This is a genomic window from Kiloniella laminariae DSM 19542 (assembly GCF_000374005.1).
GTDB classification, from domain to species: Bacteria; Pseudomonadota; Alphaproteobacteria; order Kiloniellales; family Kiloniellaceae; genus Kiloniella; species Kiloniella laminariae.
In genome coordinates this window covers 68221-86708 of record NZ_KB893136.1, presented here as the reverse complement: position 1 = coordinate 86708, position 18488 = coordinate 68221, and the positions used below count along the sequence as shown (strand labels likewise).

The 18488-nt window shown below is 49.0% G+C and carries 17 protein-coding genes and 2 tRNA genes; 9 read left to right on the top strand and 10 right to left on the bottom strand.

Going from position 1 to position 18488, the window contains the following annotated elements:
* The first annotated feature begins 77 nt into the window (after nucleotides 1–77).
* From B152_RS0107860 to B152_RS0107840, 5 genes are all read left to right on the top strand, one after another.
* A complete protein-coding gene (locus B152_RS0107860; protein ID WP_020591857.1) occupies nucleotides 78–1085 on the top strand; it encodes an amino acid ABC transporter substrate-binding protein in 1008 nt (335 codons plus the stop codon).
* Between the two features lie 114 nt (nucleotides 1086–1199).
* A complete protein-coding gene (locus B152_RS0107855; RefSeq protein WP_020591856.1) occupies nucleotides 1200–2393 on the top strand; it encodes an amino acid ABC transporter permease in 1194 nt (397 codons plus the stop codon).
* 9 nt (nucleotides 2394–2402) lie between these two features.
* Nucleotides 2403–3515 carry an amino acid ABC transporter permease gene (locus tag B152_RS0107850; protein WP_051082979.1) on the top strand — a complete coding sequence of 371 codons (1113 nt, stop codon included), beginning with the start codon at nucleotides 2403–2405 and terminating at the stop codon, nucleotides 3513–3515.
* Nucleotides 3516–3530: 15 nt separating this feature from the next.
* Entirely contained in the window at nucleotides 3531–4304 is a 774-nt protein-coding gene (locus B152_RS0107845) for an amino acid ABC transporter ATP-binding protein (RefSeq protein WP_020591854.1), read from the top strand.
* Nucleotides 4305–4492: 188 nt separating this feature from the next.
* Nucleotides 4493–5458, top strand: coding sequence for a type 2 periplasmic-binding domain-containing protein (locus B152_RS0107840; protein ID WP_026261373.1), 966 nt, complete (start codon nucleotides 4493–4495; stop codon nucleotides 5456–5458).
* Nucleotides 5459–5469: 11 nt separating this feature from the next.
* On the opposite strand, the gene B152_RS0107835 is transcribed toward B152_RS0107840, so the two are convergent.
* The 7 genes from B152_RS0107835 to B152_RS0107805 form a co-directional block, all read right to left on the bottom strand.
* Nucleotides 5470–6060, bottom strand: a complete 591-nt coding sequence (locus B152_RS0107835) for a GNAT family N-acetyltransferase (protein WP_020591852.1) — start codon at nucleotides 6058–6060, stop codon at nucleotides 5470–5472.
* Nucleotides 6061–6119: 59 nt separating this feature from the next.
* Nucleotides 6120–7583 carry an MATE family efflux transporter gene (locus B152_RS22975; protein ID WP_083921837.1) on the bottom strand — a complete coding sequence of 488 codons (1464 nt, stop codon included), beginning with the start codon at nucleotides 7581–7583 and terminating at the stop codon, nucleotides 6120–6122.
* A 43-nt stretch (nucleotides 7584–7626) separates the two neighbouring features.
* Nucleotides 7627–8478: a 3-mercaptopyruvate sulfurtransferase gene (sseA, locus tag B152_RS0107825; protein ID WP_020591850.1), complete on the bottom strand. Its 852-nt coding sequence runs from the start codon at nucleotides 8476–8478 to the stop codon at nucleotides 7627–7629.
* A gap of 48 nt (nucleotides 8479–8526) precedes the next feature.
* Nucleotides 8527–9237: an alanyl-tRNA editing protein gene (locus tag B152_RS0107820; protein ID WP_020591849.1), complete on the bottom strand. Its 711-nt coding sequence runs from the start codon at nucleotides 9235–9237 to the stop codon at nucleotides 8527–8529.
* A gap of 225 nt (nucleotides 9238–9462) precedes the next feature.
* The gene (locus tag B152_RS0107815; RefSeq protein WP_020591848.1) at nucleotides 9463–10464 is read right to left on the bottom strand and encodes a cysteine synthase A; all 1002 of its coding nucleotides are present in this window, start codon (nucleotides 10462–10464) and stop codon (nucleotides 9463–9465) included.
* Nucleotides 10465–10572: 108 nt separating this feature from the next.
* Nucleotides 10573–11205, bottom strand: a complete 633-nt coding sequence (locus tag B152_RS0107810) for an NUDIX domain-containing protein (protein ID WP_051082977.1) — start codon at nucleotides 11203–11205, stop codon at nucleotides 10573–10575.
* Nucleotides 11206–11290: 85 nt separating this feature from the next.
* Nucleotides 11291–12625 (bottom strand): pentapeptide repeat-containing protein, encoded by a 1335-nt coding sequence (locus tag B152_RS0107805; protein WP_020591846.1) that lies wholly within the window; start codon nucleotides 12623–12625, stop codon nucleotides 11291–11293.
* A gap of 169 nt (nucleotides 12626–12794) precedes the next feature.
* On the opposite strand from B152_RS0107805, the gene B152_RS0107800 reads away from it, so the two are divergent.
* Entirely contained in the window at nucleotides 12795–13412 is a 618-nt protein-coding gene (locus tag B152_RS0107800) for a hypothetical protein (RefSeq protein WP_157230976.1), read from the top strand.
* 79 nt (nucleotides 13413–13491) lie between these two features.
* Here B152_RS0107800 and B152_RS0107795 read toward each other — a convergent pair whose 3' ends face one another.
* The 3 genes from B152_RS0107795 to B152_RS0107785 all read right to left on the bottom strand — a co-directional run bounded on the left by B152_RS0107795 (nucleotide 13492) and on the right by B152_RS0107785 (nucleotide 15075).
* On the bottom strand, nucleotides 13492–14442 hold the full coding sequence (locus B152_RS0107795; protein WP_020591844.1) for a tetratricopeptide repeat protein: 951 nt from the start codon (nucleotides 14440–14442) through the stop codon (nucleotides 13492–13494).
* 179 nt (nucleotides 14443–14621) lie between these two features.
* Nucleotides 14622–14697 (bottom strand) — tRNA-Asn (locus B152_RS0107790).
* A gap of 304 nt (nucleotides 14698–15001) precedes the next feature.
* A tRNA-Cys gene (locus B152_RS0107785) sits at nucleotides 15002–15075 on the bottom strand.
* A gap of 243 nt (nucleotides 15076–15318) precedes the next feature.
* Here B152_RS0107785 and B152_RS0107780 point away from each other — a divergent pair.
* The 3 genes from B152_RS0107780 (at nucleotide 15319) to B152_RS25205 (ending at nucleotide 18456) form a co-directional block, all read left to right on the top strand.
* The gene (locus B152_RS0107780) at nucleotides 15319–15993 is read left to right on the top strand and encodes a protein-L-isoaspartate O-methyltransferase family protein (protein ID WP_020591843.1); all 675 of its coding nucleotides are present in this window, start codon (nucleotides 15319–15321) and stop codon (nucleotides 15991–15993) included.
* Nucleotides 15994–16209: 216 nt separating this feature from the next.
* Entirely contained in the window at nucleotides 16210–17607 is a 1398-nt protein-coding gene (locus B152_RS0107775) for a TolC family outer membrane protein (protein WP_020591842.1), read from the top strand.
* 105 nt (nucleotides 17608–17712) lie between these two features.
* Nucleotides 17713–18456, top strand: coding sequence for a DUF2497 domain-containing protein (locus B152_RS25205; RefSeq protein WP_020591841.1), 744 nt, complete (start codon nucleotides 17713–17715; stop codon nucleotides 18454–18456).
* Nucleotides 18457–18488: the final 32 nt, after the last annotated feature.

The window sequence follows — 18488 nt, the reverse complement described above, 5'->3', positions numbered from 1 at the left end:
CGAACAAAATCGGGGCAACTAGATCCTGACGCATTAAACAAAAATAAACGTGTTAAACAGCAGGGAAGACACAAAAAATGAAATTCGGAAAAGTCCTTTTTGCGGCTGCAGCAGCCACAGCGATGTCCACAGCTGCTCAGGCTGGTACTCTTGATGACGTCAAAGCAAAAGGCTTCCTTCAGTGTGGCGTAGCAACACCATTGCCTGGTTTTGCTGCTCCTAACGCTCAGAACGAGTGGGAAGGTCTTGACGTTGACGTATGCCGCGCCGTTGCAGCAGCTGTCTTTGGTGATGCTTCCAAAGCAAAATACACTCCTACCACTTCTAAAGAGCGTTTCACCGTTCTTCAGGCTGGTGAAGTTGATATGCTTTCCCGTAACACCACCTGGACATTCTCCCGTGATGTTAACCTTGGCTTCGAGTTCACTGGTGTGAACTATTATGATGGTCAGGGCTTCATGGTTAACAAAAGCCTCGGTGTTTCCAGTGCGACTGAACTCGACGGAGCTTCCGTTTGTGTTCAGACTGGTACAACAACCGAGCTGAACCTTGCCGATTACTTCCGCTCCAAGGGCATGAGCTACGAGACTGTTCCTGTCGCAACAGCAGAAGAAGGCGCAAAAGTATATGACGAAGGTCGTTGTGATGTTTACACAACTGATGCTTCCGGTCTGTATTCCTTGCGTTCGACACTGTCTGTTCCTGCAGATCAGATCGTTCTTCCAGAAATTATTTCCAAAGAACCTCTCGGTCCTCTGGTACGTCATGGTGATCAGCAGTGGGGTGATATTTCCCGCTGGTCTTTGAACGCGATGATTATTGCTGAAGAACTGGGTGTTACATCTGCAAACGTTGATGAAATGCTTTCTTCCGAGAACCCAGAAATTCTGCGTCTTCTCGGCGCTGAAGGCAACATGGGCGAACAGCTTGGTCTGGATGCTAAATGGGCATACAACATCGTTAAGCAGGTTGGTAACTACGGTGAATCTTTCAAGAGAAACCTTACCGACTCTCTGAACATCGAGCGTGGTATCAATGCTCAGTGGAAAGATGGTGGTCTGCTTTACGCTCCTCCAATGCGCTAAGTCGAGATATTAAAGCCTGATTTTATCTGGATGCAGGGCTGCCTTAGTTGCAGCCCTGCTACAGATAGTCAGGCTTTAATTTTATAAAATAAAAATAAGCATTTAGGAGGCAGTATGTCGGCTGAAACTGCACAAAATGCCCGTGGGTCGGGTGGAGCTTCGCTCCTATCGGATCAGCGATTCAGATCGCTTTTCTTTCAGGCTCTTGTAATAGGCCTGTTTGGCGCTTTTCTGTTATTCATCATCCTCAACACTGCAACAAATATTGAAAAACGCGGTATCAGTACCGGTTTTGATTTTCTTGCAGCGCCTGCTGGATACGATATCGCCATTTCCCCATTCTTTGAATTCAAGGCGACAGATACCCATGGCACGGTTTTCTGGGTGGGGCTTTTAAATACCCTAATGGTTTCCATTATGGGGATACTTGCCGCGACGATTCTGGGGGTTGTCCTCGGGGTGCTTCGGCTTTCTCCAAACTGGCTCATTAGCCGAATTGTTTACTGTTATGTCGAAGTAACACGTAACGTACCGCTGCTGTTGCAGATCCTGCTCTGGTATTCAATCTTCCTCGGATTGCCTTCCGTACGGCAGAGTATCTCTATCTGGGATACCTTCATACTCAACCAGCGCGGCCTGATCGTCCCTGAACCAATACCAACAGACGGTTTTATGTTGGTACCAATTTGTCTGGTAATTGCCATTGTCGGCAGTTTTATCTTTTCAAAGTGGGCTCACAAAAAACAGGACGAAACTGGTAAAATCTATCCGGTTTTGATGACCAGTATAATGTCGATTATTGGACTGCCGACATTGGCATTCATCGTTACCGGTTTTCCTCTCGATTTCGCCTATCCCGAACTGAAGGGGTTCAATTTTCAGGGGGGTCTTTCGATCAAACCTGAATTTACAGCCCTTTGGTTTGCTCTGACGCTTTATACCGCTGCTTTTATTGCAGAAACCGTTCGTTCCGGGATACAGTCTGTCTCCCATGGCCAGACTGAGGCTGCTGAAGCGCTTGGACTGAAGCCAAGCTGGACGATGCGGTTGGTAATCCTGCCTCAGGCCTTGCGGGTCATCATTCCGCCAATGACCAGTCAATACCTCAACCTTACAAAAAACTCATCCCTGGCTGTTGCTATCGGCTATCCCGATATTGTCCAGTCATTTGGGGGAGTGACGTTGAACCAGACTGGGCAGGCTATTGAGGTGATCTTTATTACGATGTTGGTGTATCTGACAATCAGCCTGGTAATCTCGGCGATTATGAACTGGTACAACAGTCGTGTTCGCCTGGTGGAAAGATAGGAGGGGCAGATGAGTAGTATAACTGACCAAAAATATGCTCCTGGTGAGCATCCGGATCTTCCGCCACCGCCTGGTTCTATCGGCGTGGTTGGATGGCTGAGACACCGGTTGTTTTCGAGTGTTGGCAATACAATCCTTACAATAATTGCCTTCTTTTTTCTGTTTAAAGTAGGTAACGCGGTTGTTTTCTGGGTTTTCACAGGGGCAACCTTTACAGGTGAGACGCAGGATGCCTGCACCCAGGGAGGCGCTTGTTGGCTGGTGATCGGGGATCGCTTCCACCAATTTATGTACGGGCTTTATCCGCAAGAAGAATATTGGCGTGCCAATATTGTTTTTGTTTTGATGGTTTTTGCTATCGCACCGCTATTGTTTGATAAACTCCCGCATCGTGGCAAATTCTTGATCTTTTCTGCCCTGTTCCCCTTTGCAGCATTTTACCTGTTGAGTGGTGGCCTGGGGCTTGAAACGGTTGATACCGCGAATTGGGGCGGAATGCTCCTGACGCTGGTTCTTGGTATTACGGGAATTGTTGCCTCCTTGCCTATCGGTATTCTACTGGCGCTGGGGCGTCGATCGAACATGCCGATTGTCAGGACGCTCTGTGTTTGTTTTATCGAATTCATTCGCGGCGTACCGTTGATCACCATTCTGTTTATGGCATCAAACATGTTGCCGTTGTTCCTGCCCGAAGGTGTGAACTTCGATAAACTGCTTCGTGCCCTGATTGGTGTGGCTTTGTTCTCTTCTGCCTATATGGCAGAGGTAATTCGTGGCGGTTTGCAGGCTATTCCCAAAGGACAGTACGAAGGTGCTGATGCCATGGGGCTGAGTTACTGGCAGTCCATGCGTCTGATTGTCCTTCCTCAGGCTCTGCGCATTGTTATTCCGGGAATCGTGAATACCTTCATCGGTCTTTACAAGGATACAACACTGGTTTCGATTATCGGTCTTTTTGATCTGCTCGGTATTGCGCAGGTTGCAGTTGCCGATGTTAAGTGGCGCGGTCTTGCGCCAGAGACCTATGCCTTTATTGCGCTGTTGTTCTTCATTTCCTGTTTCTCAATGTCGCGCTACAGCCTCTGGCTTGAGAATAAACTGCATACTGGCCATAAAAGATAAGGAGCGCGTGTTAACATGAGCAACACGAATGTTCAGACTTCAAAGAAAACAGACGAAGTGGCGATCCAGTTAAAGGGTGTTAACAAGTGGTATGGCCAGTTTCATGTCCTTAAAAACATCAATCTGACCGTCGGCCGTGGTGAGCGTATTGTGATTTGTGGTCCTTCCGGTTCCGGAAAGTCCACCATGATCCGCTGTATCAACCGTCTAGAGGAGCATCAGCAGGGCGACATTATCGTTGATAATATCGAACTGACCGGGAACCTTAAAAATATCGAGGCGATCCGTCGCGAAGTGGGAATGTGTTTCCAGCACTTCAACCTGTTCCCACACCTTACTGTTTTGGAAAACTGCACACTTGCACCGATCTTTGTTCGCAAGATGCCGAAGAAAGAAGCAGAAGAAATTGCGATGCACTATCTCGAGCGTGTCAAGATTCCTGAACAGGCGGATAAGTTCCCTGGTCAGCTATCGGGTGGCCAGCAGCAGCGTGTCGCGATTGCACGTTCTTTGTGCATGAACCCACGGGTAATGCTGTTTGATGAGCCGACATCCGCACTGGATCCAGAGATGATTGCCGAAGTTCTGGATACTATGATCGAGCTGGCTGATACAGGCATGACCATGATTTGTGTAACCCATGAGATGGGCTTTGCACGCAAGGTTGCTGACCGGGTGATCTTTATGGATGCTGGCGAGATTATTGAGGAAAATGAACCGGAAGAGTTCTTCAACAATCCTCAATCTGACCGCACGAAAAAATTCCTGAGCCAAATTCTGGCTCACTAGGCAATCTTTTGATTGTTTTGATAAAACGGCTGCCAGTGGGCAGCCGTTTTTTTTATTCTGATTATCTGCTGTTGTGTCTTCCTGTAGTATCTTCGCAGGTCTTTGTGATTTATGATGACCGCAATTGATATTCTGGTCAGGGTTCTACTGTGAAAATTGTTCCAATTTCATCCTTGCTGGGGGCCATAATGGCTCTCTTTTGCCTTGTTCTTGAAACGGCCTCAGCTGGTCAAGTTCGAGATAATGTTGAGGATAGACGATATTTACGCTGCGGCTATGAAAAAAAAATCCTACCTTTTTCTGGAAAAGATCATCTTGTCGGTCTGGCTCAGGAGTTTTGTCAGGCCTTTGCCCTTGCCCTTTTCAAGGATAAAGATGCCTTAAAAATTGTGACGATACCTGCCGGAGAAGGAGCTGCTTATCTGGGGGGACAGCGGGTTGATCTTTTGATGCTGTCGTCAAACCAGAGTGAAAAAACAAGCCGGTTGATGGCGGCGCCTCTGCTAGGTAATCAGTTAACAGTTATGAGCCTGTTTGGACAAAAAACTGCGGCAGCTCTTGCGGGGAAACGTATCTGTACTGTGGCGCAGTCAGAATACCGGAGTGGCTTGGCCGTGTTTAGCCAAAAACAGCAGATCAGTTTCAGTGTTGTTGCACATAAGACCACTGCTGAACTCCAGGATGCTATCTTGAAACTCGGCTGTACTGCGGTTGCGCTCCCCGCTGTTGAGTTGGCCGATTTACGCAAGGCTATTCGCAGGACATTTCCGCGACCTCATGTTTGGGATACGGACTTGTCAGGGGGACCGCTGGGTATCGTGGTTGCTGCAGAAGATAGAGAGTGGCTCAATATTGCCCGCTCGTTCGGACATGTTTTGCTGCAGGCAGAGGTTCTTGGCCTGACAGCAGATAATATTGATAACACAGCTGCCGTCACAAGGAATTCTGTAATCTTGACGATTCTGGGTATGGAAGGGGACTTGGGAAGTTCACTTGGACTTGATAGGCAATGGGCGTATCGCGTTATCCAGAGCCACGGTAATTATGGTGAAATTTACAGCCGTTACCTTGGGGAGGACAAGGAGCTCGCCTTGCAAAAAAAATCTGATGAATTGTTAAATGACGAGAGCCTGCTCGCGGTTCCCCGGCTGTAACGTTAGGTCTTTTAATCGGTTCCCGATTGAAATGAAGGAAGGGATATCAAACGGGGGTCTTCTATCGATTTTATCTTTTGCTCAACAGGGGTGAAACCACAGCGTTGATATAGCCCCAGTGCTTTTGGGTGGTCGAGTGTGCAGGTGTTGACGGACAGTTTCTCCGGCGCGTAACTCCAGGCGATATCAATGATAGCTGATAAGAGATAAGGTCCCAGCTTGCAGCCGGTAAATTCCGGAATGAGCCCCATATAGGCAAGGTCAATTACAGGTTCATTTCTACGATCAAGTTCTGCATATCCTGCGGGCACTCCTTCAAAATAGAGCACGTAAATTTCCACAGCTTCGTCGGAAATAATTTTCTGTAATGTCTCGTCCGGCATAACACGGCGTTCCCACCAGAGCCATGGGGAGCCAACGCTGTTGTAAAGGTAACGATAAAACGAGATGGTTGGCTTATAGGCCCGGACGAGTGACGTCTTGTTGCTGTAGGGAGAATTGAGCATCAATTTCTGCGGGCGAGCATACATTTCAAGATAGGTGACAGTTACATCAAGCAGTCCATCGATCTCTTTCCCGGAGGAGGTGTTTTTCGGTGCCATATAAAAACTCGTTTCACCTAATCTGTTATAGTCGCTCTGTTGAAGATGGTGAGCCAAGGTTATTTGTCACGTTTTTTTTCTTCGACACGCCAGCGCTCTTCAAGAAATCTTTGCCAGCCAAACTGGGATAATACAGCAGGCAGCATTGCGCCAAAATACTGGGGGCCTTTTTCTTTTACGGGACGCTTAACAACCCTGTAAGCCACAATAAAACTTATCGTGCCAAAGATAACAGCGCCGATGGCCTGCCCGGCAATGATTCCCTTTGCCCCGGCATAATAGTCTCCCAACCAGATGAAGGGAACCGTGCCCAGTGTAGCTTTTCCCCAGTTGGCAAAGGTGGACCAGGGAGCGAGATTGATATTGTTAAAGGTTGCATTGGCGATGAACTGCGCACCGGTGAAGACGAAACTCCAGGAAACAAATATACAGAAAAAGCCTACCAGTTCAGCACTTAGTCCTGTGACACTGAAGAGTTCGCCAATCTGTCTGGCAGAAAGAGCCAGCAGGGTTGAGGTGGCAAAAACCACTCCTGTGATCACCAAAAGAGAGCTTTTGAGTGCATCCTGTACTCTCCCTGTGGCTCCTGCGCCTATATTCTGGCCGACAATGGGGCCTATTGCTGCTGACAGGGCAAATACTGCGCCAAAAGCGAAAGGTATAATTCGGCTGATGATGGCGAGGCCAGCAACGGCATCAGAACCATGGTGGGCAACGGAGGTGGTTACATAGGAGTTGGCGAAGGGTGTTGCCAGGCTGGTGAGAGAGGCGGGCAGGGCTATTCTGCTGATCGCAAGAATATCGTGATACAATCCTCCCTGAGGCCAGAAAACAGATACCCCCATATATCGGCCGAGATTTACAGCTGCGATTATGACCATCACCAGGCGAGCAATCAGTGTTGCAGTGGCTGCCCCTTCAATATGCATATCCAGTGTAAAGATCAGGAAGGGGTCGAGCAGGGCATTTATAACACCTGCAGCGACGGTGGAGATCATTGAAGCCTTGGCTTCACCAATCGCCCGGAGTACGGCCCCCATCGACATACCAATGGCAATCACAGGCAGGGAGGGCACAATAATCTGCATGTATCTGATACCGTAGACGAGAGCCTGACCTTCGGCCCCAACCAACATCAATAGTTCTCTGGTGTAAAAAAACACCGGCAGGGCAATAATGCCCATCAGAACAAAAGAAACTACAAGCCCGTTAAAAACTGTTCGTTTGGCCTGATCGCTCCGGCCTTCGCCAATCACCCGGGCAACCACGGCAGCAAGACCAATTGAGAGTCCAATACTGATAGAGAAAACAAAGAAAGTAATGGCCCCTGAGAAACCAACAGCGGCTGCAAGTGCCTCTTCCCCAAGCAGACTGATAAAATACATATCTGCCAGCTCGACAAAGAAAATTGACATAAGGCCAATAGATGTTGCCGCCGTCATGGAGATGACATGTCGCAGAATGCTGCCAGAGGTAAAGCGGGCGTTTAATGTCCGGGGCTGTTGTGGAGAGGCAGGTTTCATAAATAACCGATAGTATGGGAGGAAAGAGGGTTGAAGGAGGAAACTATGAACCTGTTTCTACAGGTGTTTCTCCTTCCAGTCCCCACTCGGACCAGGACCCATCATAGAGAGAAACGGATTTGTGCCCCGTAAGCTCAAGACCAAGAGCAAGCACTGCGGCTGTGACGCCAGATCCGCAAGAGGTAATGACGGGTTTGTTATAGTCAATACCAGATTCTTCGAAGATAATTTTTAATTCAGAGGCAGGTTTAAGGCTGCCTTCTGGGCTGTGCAGGCGGGTGAAGGGCAGATTTTTGCTCCCAGGGATATGACCTGAACGCAAACCAGCCCGTGGTTCTGCGACTGAACCGCTGAAACGTTCAGCTGCTCGGGCATCAAGCACTTGCTCCCGCCCTGTCGTCAGATTACGCAGGATCTGTTCCTTGTCACGCACCAGGAAGTTATTGAACCGAGGGGTGAAGTGGCGTTCTTCCGGGTACACCCTGTTGTCATCAACGGGTCGGGATTCCTTAAGCCATTTTGGAAGACCGCCATCCAGAACGGCGACATCGCGGTGCCCGAACAGTTTGAACATCCACCAGACCCTTGCAGCACTGAAGAGTCCTCTCTGGTCATAAACAACAATCCGGTTGCCATCTCCCAGGCCGAGCTTTCGTACTCTGGAGGCAAATTTTATTTCTGAAGGCAACATATGGGGCAGGGAGCTGTCATCGGCACAGATATCATCAATATCGAAGAAGACGGCATTTTCTATATGACTGTCCTGATAGAGCTCCCGGGCATTTTTGTTCTCGTTGGGAAGGTAGTAGGTACCGTCGACAACTCTGACATCTGGCGCCGAGAGGTGATCTTGTAACCATTGAGTTGAAACCAGGGGGGACAGGCCGTCATGCATATCTGTTCTTCCTTATTCTTAATCTGGGCGGTTTGACCCGGTTTGGGATTAATCTGCAAAAGTGAGGTTGATGCGGCGGTTCTGTTTGCCCTTGTTTTCAATCTTGCCGATCCTGACCGGACCGATCTCGCCGGTACTTTTCACATGTGTTCCACCACAGGGCTGAAGGTCGACGGTTTCACCAATCCTGACCAGACGAATTTTTCCTGATCCCCTGGGTGGTTTTACCGACATGGTGCGTACCAGTGTTGGATTGGTATCAAGCTCCTGATCGCTGATCCAGTCCTGGGTGATCGGGTGATCTTCCGCGATCAGTCTGTTAATGCTTGCCTCAAGGCTTTCCTTGTCAATCTGGGTATCGGGCAGGTTAAAATCCAGACGGCCTTTATTGGCACTGATCTGCCCTCCGGTAACATCCCCGACAACCGAGGCGCAGAGAAGATGCAGACAGCTGTGTATTTTCATGTGTCCATAACGATATTCCCAGTCAAGCTCTGCTGTTATACTTGACCCGACAGCAGGGAGAGGCACATTTTCCTTGAGTACGAGGATAATGTCCTCATGATTCTCGCCTTTTCTGGCTTCAATGATTTCAACACGATCGCCTGTTTCTGTTTCGATCCAGCCACGATCACCCGGTTGCCCGCCCCCAGTGGGGTAAAAGATGGTTTTGTCCAGGCGAATAATACCATCCTGGGCGTAGGTTATAGTGGCATGACAGGATTTCAGATAGGCATCCTTGTAAAATAGAAGCTCCATGGATTCCTCGGGTAAGGTAAAGAGATATGAGTGCATCCGCGAGCCAGGGCTGTTGGACACTGTTAACAGTATAGCGAGCGGAAAAGTTATCATGTGATCTAGAGAAGGAGTAGCGTTAATCCCCAGAAAAATGTTGTTTCTGTGTTGTTTACAAGAAGGCTGAAACAACAAAGGCTGCAGTGATGCAGCCTTTGTACAGAATGGGGCAATCGCGATCTATAGTAATCAGGAAACCCACTTGGGCACTGGAAAACCATGTTCCTTGAGGAAGGCGGCGTTATAGAGTTTGCTGGTATAGCGCGTTCCCAGATCGCAGAGCATGGTGACAATAGTATGGCCGGGTCCCATTTTACGGGCCAGAGCCATGGCCCCGGCAATGTTGATACCGCTGGAGCCGCCAAGGCAAAGAGCTTCTTCTTCAAAGAGCTTGAAAATCAGGGGAACGGCTTCCGCATCACTGATTCGGAAGGCTTCGTCAATTACAGCGCCTTGCAGGTTGGCGGTAATACGCCCCTGACCAATACCTTCAGTAATGGAGGAGCCCTCTGATTTCAGTTCGCCGTGTTTGTAGTAATTGAACAGGGCTGCGCCATGGGGGTCTGCCAGACCAATCACCACGTCCTTGTTATGTTCCTTCAGGCCGATGGAAACGCCAGCAAGTGTGCCGCCGGTACCTACTGCACTGACGTAGGCATCTACCTTACCGTCCGTCTGTTTCCAGATTTCCTGTGCGGTGGTTTCGATATGTCCCTGACGGTTTGCCACATTGTCAAACTGGTTGGCCCAGATGACTCCATTGGGTTCGCTGCCGGCCAGTTCCTGTGCCAGACGCTGTGAGTAATGCACGTAGTTGTTGGGGTCTTTATAAGGTGCAGCAGGAACCTCGTAGAGATCCGCGCCGCAAAGACGCAGCATGTCTTTCTTTTCCTGGGACTGGGTTTCAGGAATGACAATCGCACAGCGGTAGCCCCGGGCTCTGGCGACGAGTGCCAAACCAATGCCGGTATTCCCCGCAGTGCCTTCAACAATTACACCACCAGGCTTGAGGATGCCTTTTTCTTCGGCATCCTTGACAATAGCCCAGGCTGCGCGGTCTTTAACTGATCCACCGGGATTGAGAAATTCGGCTTTGCCCAGAATTTCACAGCCTGTCTCTTCTGAAGCCCGCTTGAGGCGAATAAGAGGCGTGTTCCCGATGCTTTCAATAAAACCGTTGCGAATGTCCATCTTTGTCATCCATTGGTATGGGTTAGTGATTTATTCAAATCATTATAAACGAATATAGTATTATCTTCTGCCAGGCTTTCGCGTTTTTCAATGTTCAGTCGCCCGAATCTATTGCCATTCCTTGACGAGTTGTTTTTGATTGAGCTCGAGCCATTGAAGGGCAATAGCTGTAATTGCATTGGTGATGGCACCCTCACTCAGGAGCAGGAATGCCTCTTCTGCTTTCATCTTGTGGGTGCGGATATCCTCGCCTTCTTCTTCCAGACCATAGGAGCTGCGCTGTTCTTGCTGCAGCGTCTCTCCGCAAAACAGGGTAATTGTTTCTGAGCTTCCCCCAGGTGTCATCAGAAAAGTACCGATTTTCTTGAGCCTTCCCAAGTGACAACCAGCTTCTTCCTGAGCCTCGCGGTGACTCATATTTTCGGGTGTTTCATTCTCCTCGATGATCCCGGCAATGACCTCAAGTAGCCAGGGAGGCATGGAAGCGGCCAGTGCGCCTGCCCGAAACTGTTCAATCAGAATAATTTCCCCGGTTTTGGGATCAAAAGGCAAAACAGCTGCTGCATGGCCGCGTTCGAAAACTTCGCGGGTAATTTCTCCGGACAGTCCGCCGTTAAACAGGCTGTGGCGGAAACGGTAGCGATCAATACGAAAATACCCCTGGAAAGGGGTGGTTTTTTCGATGACTTCTATTGTCCCCGTTGTATTCATGCTTCCGGTTTTCATAACATTCGTTTTCATGGGATGAAACTATGACCTAATTGATAAAATTACAAGATGCAGTGTGAAAATAAAATATTAACATTATTTTAGTGTTGTTATTTGGCTATGGTAAAATTAATCCCTTGCAACCACGCAGGTCGGCACCTGTGAGGTTGGCTGTACGCAGATCTGCTCCGGTGAAGTCAACATCCAGACATTTGGTGTGGGAGAGGTTGGTGTTCGTGAGGTTGGCAAGGCGAATACGTGCGCCAGTAAGATCAGCATGGCTAAGATCAGCATTTTCCAGATCAGCCTGATCAAGACACGAGCTTTTCAGGTTGGCCGCAACCTTTTGCCCCTGTGTTCCAAGAATGACCATGGGAGAAAGGCGGGCATGGCGCAAGCTGGCCCCGGTCAGATTGGCGCTTTCCAGTTTGATACCGCGCATGTCTGTATCACTGAAATCACTATTAAGGGCCATGGCCTGGCTCAGGTTGGCCATGTTCAGGCGGCTTGCGAGAAAAGTACAGTTGGACAGGTTACTAAAAGACAGTTCTGCTGCCTGCAGGTTTATACCGGCAAAGTCGGTCGCCTGTAGATCGTACTTGGTCAAATCTGCTTGCCGGCCTTTTTGCCCTAAGGAATTAATCCACAAGAGATGGCTTTCGAGCAGTTCACGCAAAGTATGATCAAGGGCGTCGAGACTGCGGGGGAGGCTTGTATTGGTTGTATTGGCGTATCCCAGATCATTGTTGCTGAAATGGGCTGCAGTAAGGTCAGCCCCCTCCAGATTGGTGTTGTTCAGCATTGCGCCGCTCAAATTTGCACCGTGAAAGACACAGCCACTGAAATCTGCATTGGTCAGGTTGGCACCGATAAAGATCGAACCACTAACATCGGAATTGGACATAACAGCGCCCGTCAGATCAGCGTTTCGAAAGTTGACGTTGGTCAGGTTGGTTCTCCGGCCGATTACGCGTCCCAGCTTGGCATCGCTCAGATCTGCATCTTTAAGATTTATCCCGTCAAAGCTGGTGGCCTCGTCATTCTTGACCGGCACGTAGGTTCCATCAGGCTTGCGGATAAGAATAAAACCGTTTCGCACGTCTGCTGCGGCAAGGGAGGCATTTTCGAGATCTGCGTTCTCCAGGCAAACACCGCGCAAGTCGCTTTTAATCAGAGAACAACCTCTCATATCTGCATTAGAAAGGTTGGCGCCAAAAAGGTTGACCCGAGCCAAACTGGTTTTCTTGAAATTGGCTTCTGCCAGCTCTGCCCCAACCATTTCAGCTGTATCCAGTATTTGTTCCGAAAACTTTAACTTCCGGGCGTTTTTGAAAGAAAGAAACAGGCGGGTGCCGCCATTTCTACCATCCAGATATTTACGATGGAGCGCAATGGCATCGTCAACCCAGATCTGGTTGACCCGCTCATGCGTGCCTTTCTGCTCATCCTTCATACAATGATCCGTTCACTTGGCTTGCTGTAAAGCCGTCCCCGGGGCAAGTGTAAGGCTATTAGAGGCACTGAGGAAGTGTTAAGCTGTTGTCAGGTCTGTAATTCACCTGATTTTGAACTATTTTTGCTGTTTACATAATCTTAGGTTTGTCGTGATATCATCACCTACCATGCGGAAGTTGTCCTTTTCATATCCCGGCACGCTGTGCCTGCTGTCGTTTTCGATTCTAATGTTGAATCAGGCGAACAGTGCCCTTGCGACTGAAGCCGAGGCAAAGACGGAAACTCCGGCTGCGGTTTGGGCGGATGCTGCAAAGCTTCAACACTGGGACCAATGTGGTGCTGACTATACCCCGCCAGCCTGGTGCTCGGATTTGCCGGTTCAGATTGATGTCGCGAATTCATTTTCTGAGTACCGGGATACGCTTGCTGAAAACAAGCAAGCCGAAGCACAACGACTGCTCGAGGCAGCCAAGTTGCAGGAAAAGAAGATCGGGGCGTCCAAGAATATTAAAAGTGGTGTGTTGTACAAGCAGGATCTTGAGGCGATCTCCAAGCAGGCCAATTCAGGCGACAAGGATGCCATGGAGCTTATGGCCTGGATGTATGTTCAGGGAATGATGCCGAAAACAACGCAAGATATGGACCCAAAGGAAGCTGCCTATATCTGGTATGGGCGCGCCTATCTTTCCGGAGCCAAAGAAGCCAAAGAGAATATGGATAAGATCTGGCCAACTTTAAATGTTACCCAGCAAAGGCGTATTACTGCGCTGTTTGATAAAAAATGATTGCTGGCTATTAAGTAAAATCTCTGAAAAAGCTTCAAACCGGATCACTCGAATTTTGAAGAACAGTTGTCTGAGACAGCTATTTGATCAGACCGAGATCCTGCAGTTCTTTTCTATAGCGCGGGTCTTGGCGATTGATGCTGAAAGCCATCTGAAAATCAAATGAGGCGTTGTTGTTGTCGCCCAGCCCTTTGTATAGCTTGCCCCGAAGATAAAAGATCTCGGGATCGTTCGGGGCGAGGCGCTGGGCATTGTCAAAAGCCCTGATGGCTTTGTCATAGGCACCCTGACTATAAAGGATAATCCCTTTTGTGGTGTATGCCTTGAACGAGCGTGGCTCAAGCTCAATCACATATTCGGTGTCGGTTAATGCCAGATCCAGGAATCCGGTACAGAGATAGGCATGAGCCCGCTTTACAAAGGCATCAAGGCTATCAGGTTCTTCAGAAAGAATGGTGATAAAATGATCGATTGTCGCGGGTTCAATATAATTTCCCAGATATACATTATCCGGTTGAATGAGACTCTCGCCGATTGAGGGCTCTATCAATATAGATTGCGAAATGTCCTGCAAGGCAGCGGATGTTTCGTGCTTTTCCTTGAATATCAGGCCCCGGTTCAGGAGAAGATCCGGGTTTTCCGGAGTCTGCAGCAGCGCCTGATTAAGAATATTCAAGGCCTCGTCAAACTTATTTTGAGCAGCGTAGAGATTGGTCAGGTTGAGGTAGGCATCAGCATAATCAGGGAGAAGGGTGACTGCCTTCCCGAAGTCTGTTTCGGCCTCTGCGCTGTTTCCCAGTTCAAGATGCAATAGACCCAGATTATTATGCACATAAGCCTGAAGCTTGGTTGAGAGGTCTCCTTCAGCCAGAGCTTCGTTATAGTATTTTATCGCCAGAGGGTAGTCGCCGTTATCCTCGGCTTCCTGTGCTGCCCGTGCATAAACAATCCCTTCGGCCTTTACTGAAAAGCTATAAAGGGTCACGAATGATAGAGAACAGAATACAAAAAACAGTCTTAAGAAGTGCATATTGATGCCCCTGTCAGGGCTATAATTCTATGGTTAATCTGTAGGCCAGAGTTTATCCAAGGCAGGAGGGAATTGCAAAGCTTCAGATCAGGAGAAACTGTTTTAATGAGGGAAGGGCCAGGGAGAAAAGTGGCTATATAAAACAAAACCCTGACCAGTTTCCCGGTCAGGGTTTGTATTGGCTCCGCGAGCAGGACTCGAACCTGCGACAAGGTGATTAACAGTCACCTGCTCTACCAACTGAGCTATCGCGGATCAGTGTTTTCGGCCGCCTCGTTGGCGACGGGTTGGGTTATAACAGTGGTCTTTGAACCTGGCAATGGCTTTTATGTATTTTTTTTGATTTTTTTTTATTCTTTTAAAAACAGTGCCTTGTTCCCCGATTTGCGAAGAGGTGATGGCCTTTTATTCTGTCGTCATTCGGGGAATCGCTGATGTATCAAGAGGCCGTCGGCAGCTGCCCCTTCAGGAAGGGGTATCCTTCTTGAAGGGAAGGTAATCAGCAAAGATTGTGTAATCTCTGGCTGGTTTCTGAAGTCTGATGAATACTCTGGGGATTTGGAGGCCCGGGCCGGAATCGAACCGACGTTCAAGGATTTGCAGTCCTCTGCATAACCACTCTGCCACCGGGCCGTCCGGACGAACTTTGTTCGCTGGCAGTGCCGGGATGTATAGTGATCAGCGGGCAGGAGGTCAAGTGGGCAATGTCGATTCCAGTTGCAATAATAGGGGCCCGGAATGGCGCCGTTTCGGCTATAGAAGTTACAGGATAAAAAAAAACCGCTTTCTGGTAACAAAATGAACTACTTTATCTGGAAAGCGTCCGTACTCTTGGGTATGATCCCCGAAATTTATTCATAATGATCGGTTGTTTCTATGATGGTCAATTTCCAACAAGCCCGCGTGAACATGGTCAATAGCCAGCTGCGCACTAATAAAGTCACTCACGCAGGTGTTCTGGATGCCTTTGAAACGGTAGCTCGTGAAGAGTTCGTTCCGGAGGCTTCCAAAAGCGTGGCTTATGTAGACGAGGATCTTGCCGTTGGTCATGGGCGCTATTTGATGGAGCCGATGGTTCTGGCGCGCATGCTCCAGATAATAGAGCCTCAGGCACATGAGACCGCGCTGGTGGTTGGAGCTGCAACCGGTTATGCCGCAACAGTTCTTTCAAAGCTGGTGAACGCTGTTATTGCACTTGAATCTGAAGAGAGTCTGGTTGCTGGTATGAACGAGACCTTTTCACAGCAGGGGGCCGAAAATGCCGTTGCTGTTGCTGGTGCCCTAAATGAAGGGTATGCCAAGCAGGCTGCCTATGATCTGATTGTTCTTGGGGGCGCGGTTGCCGAGATTTCTGCCCCGTTGTTTGATCAACTTGCAGAAAAAGGTCGTCTGATCGCTGTGGTTCAGGATAATAAGGCACGTAACAAACAGGACCTTGGTCATGTGACTGTGTTCGAGAAACATGTGGGGCAGGTGTCTAGCCGTATTGTTTTTGATGCCAATACCCCGTTATTACCGGGTTTTGAACCCAAAGCAGTTTTCAGCTTCTGAAGCGGGTTCTGAGCCGTTTCTTTGACTGTCTGGGGCTTGTTCTTCTGGATCTTGCGCCTACTTATCGTTGATGTTTGCTGGAAGAAGTATGCCCGGTGATATTGTTTTCGGGAATACTTGCAGCGATTCTGTTTGATTTACCTCAGATTTTCTTTGGTTCCTGAGTGTTGGTGAACCTCTTTTTATGAACCTAGTCGGACTAAAATTGGAAATAAAATGAACTGTAAGACAGAAAAAACCAAAAAGAGTCTCCTGAATAGAAGTGCACTTGCTGGTCTTGCCGCTTTTGGTGGGGTGAGTGTCTTTGCATTCAGTGCCCAGGCACAAAGTCTGAATGATGCTCTGGTTAAAGCTTACGAGACGAATCCAACGCTTTCCAGCGCACAAACCGGATTGAAATCGGTAAATGAATCTGTCCCTCAGGCTCTTTCCAACTGGCGGCCCCAGGTTACTCTTTCCGGCTCTGGCGGGGTTCGACGTACCGATGTCAATTCTCCTTCCGGAGACTCAACAGACACAACGCAGCCTCTCAATGCGACGCTTCAGGTTTCGCAGTCTCTTTATCGAGGTGGGCGCACGGTTGCTGCGACCGAGCAGGCAGAAAACCTTGTTCTGGCGCAAAGGGCAAATGTTGTCGCGGTTGAACAGGATGTGCTTCTGAAAGCAGTATCTGCCTATGCCTCTGTCTGGCGGGATCAGGCTGTACTTGAGCTTAATGTTAATAACGAAAAGGTTCTTGCTCGTCAGCTGGAGGCAACAAAAGACCGTTTTGAAGTCGGCGAATTGACCCGAACCGACGTTGCTCAGTCCGAGTCGAGATTGGCAACTGCCACAGCAAAACGGATTGCCTCGGAAGGTACCTTGAATACTTCCAAAGCGGCTTATATTGAGATTGTCGGCGCCGAACCTGTTCAGCTAGAGCGGCCAAATCCTTTTGGAACTCCTCCGGCATCCCAATCCGAGCTTCTTGGTGTTGCTCTTGAGAATAACCCTTCTGTTCTTGCTGCCAGGTACAACGAGATGGCGGCGATTAAACAGGTACGCGAAATCACAGGTGAACTTTACCCTGAAGTTGCCCTGGTCGGAAGTGTCAGTCGGTCAGATGAAACCTCTTCCAAGGATGTCGACAGTACATCAGGCGAGATTATTGCCCAGGTCACAGTTCCGATTTATCAACAGGGGCTGGTGAGCAGCCGTGTTCGCCAGGCAAAACAGGATGCCAATCAGCGCAGGATCCAGATTGCGGAACAATCTCGCTCGATAGAGCAACAAGGTGTATCTTCCTGGGAAAATCTTGTCAGCGCCCAGGCCCAGATCCAGTCCTTCACCTCAGCTGTCGAAGCTGCGGAAATTGCTCTTGAGGGTGTGCGACAGGAAGAGGAAGTCGGCGAACGGACGATTCTTGATGTTCTGGATGCAGAACAAGAGTTGCTCGATGCCCAGGTAAACCTTGTAAGTGCCGAACGAGATGAAGTGATTGCCACCTATCAGGTTTTGGGTGCCATGGGGCAGTTGACGGCCCAATATCTGGGGTTGCCGGTCAATCTGTTTGATCCCACTGCGGATTATAACAAGGTCCGCGATAAGTGGTTTGGACTTGAAATTGAAAAATAGGGGTGCAAAACCCTTTCTCTTTCAATAATATCTAGCGATCAGTCTGTCTTGAATGTCAGCTGAATAGTGTGTTGGCAGAGAAAGAAGCGGTGGGACAACATTTCAATGAGTGATCAAGAAACCCAGGGCGAACCGTCGATGGAAGAAATTCTGGCGTCTATACGCCGGATAATATCTGAGGATGGTCCCGAGGGTGAAGATGCCCCGAAAGCTGCCGCTGCTGCTGAGGAAGAATCCGAAGCAGAGGCGGACGATGATATTCTTGATCTAACCGAAGAGGTCGTCGAGGAAGAGGAAGTGCTTGCCGCTGAAGAAGCTGATGAACCTGAAGAGGACGCAGCCGAAGAGCCATCACCTGAAGAAGACTCAATTGAAGAGGACTTCCGCAATACCTTCGAAAGTGCCGAACAGGAAGAAGCGGTAGAGGAAGAAGATCCCTTTGAGGCTGTTGAAGAAGATTTGTCTCTCGAAGAAGAAGAAGAAGAGCCTGAATCTGAGCCAGAAGAAGATCTGTCGTTTGAAGAAGAAGTTCCTGCTGATGAACCGGTAGAAGTTGACTTTGACGAAGAGGACGATGGTCTGGATCTTGATCTCGACGTGTCTGATGCCGTGAGCATACTTCAGGAAGAAACCCAGGATAAAGCGGCTTCTGCCCTGTCAGAGATTGCGCGTGCTGCAGTTGTACAACGATCACTGGCGATTGGTACTGGCAAGACACTCGAGGACATCGTACGCGAAGCACTGGTGCCAGAGCTTAAAGCTTGGCTTGATGTGCGGCTCGGCCCTATGGTCGAGCGCATAGTTCGCGAAGAAATCAAGAAAATGGTGCGCCGGGCCGAAGATTTATAAGGCCCGGTCTTTCTTTTTTTCCTTTGAGCTGC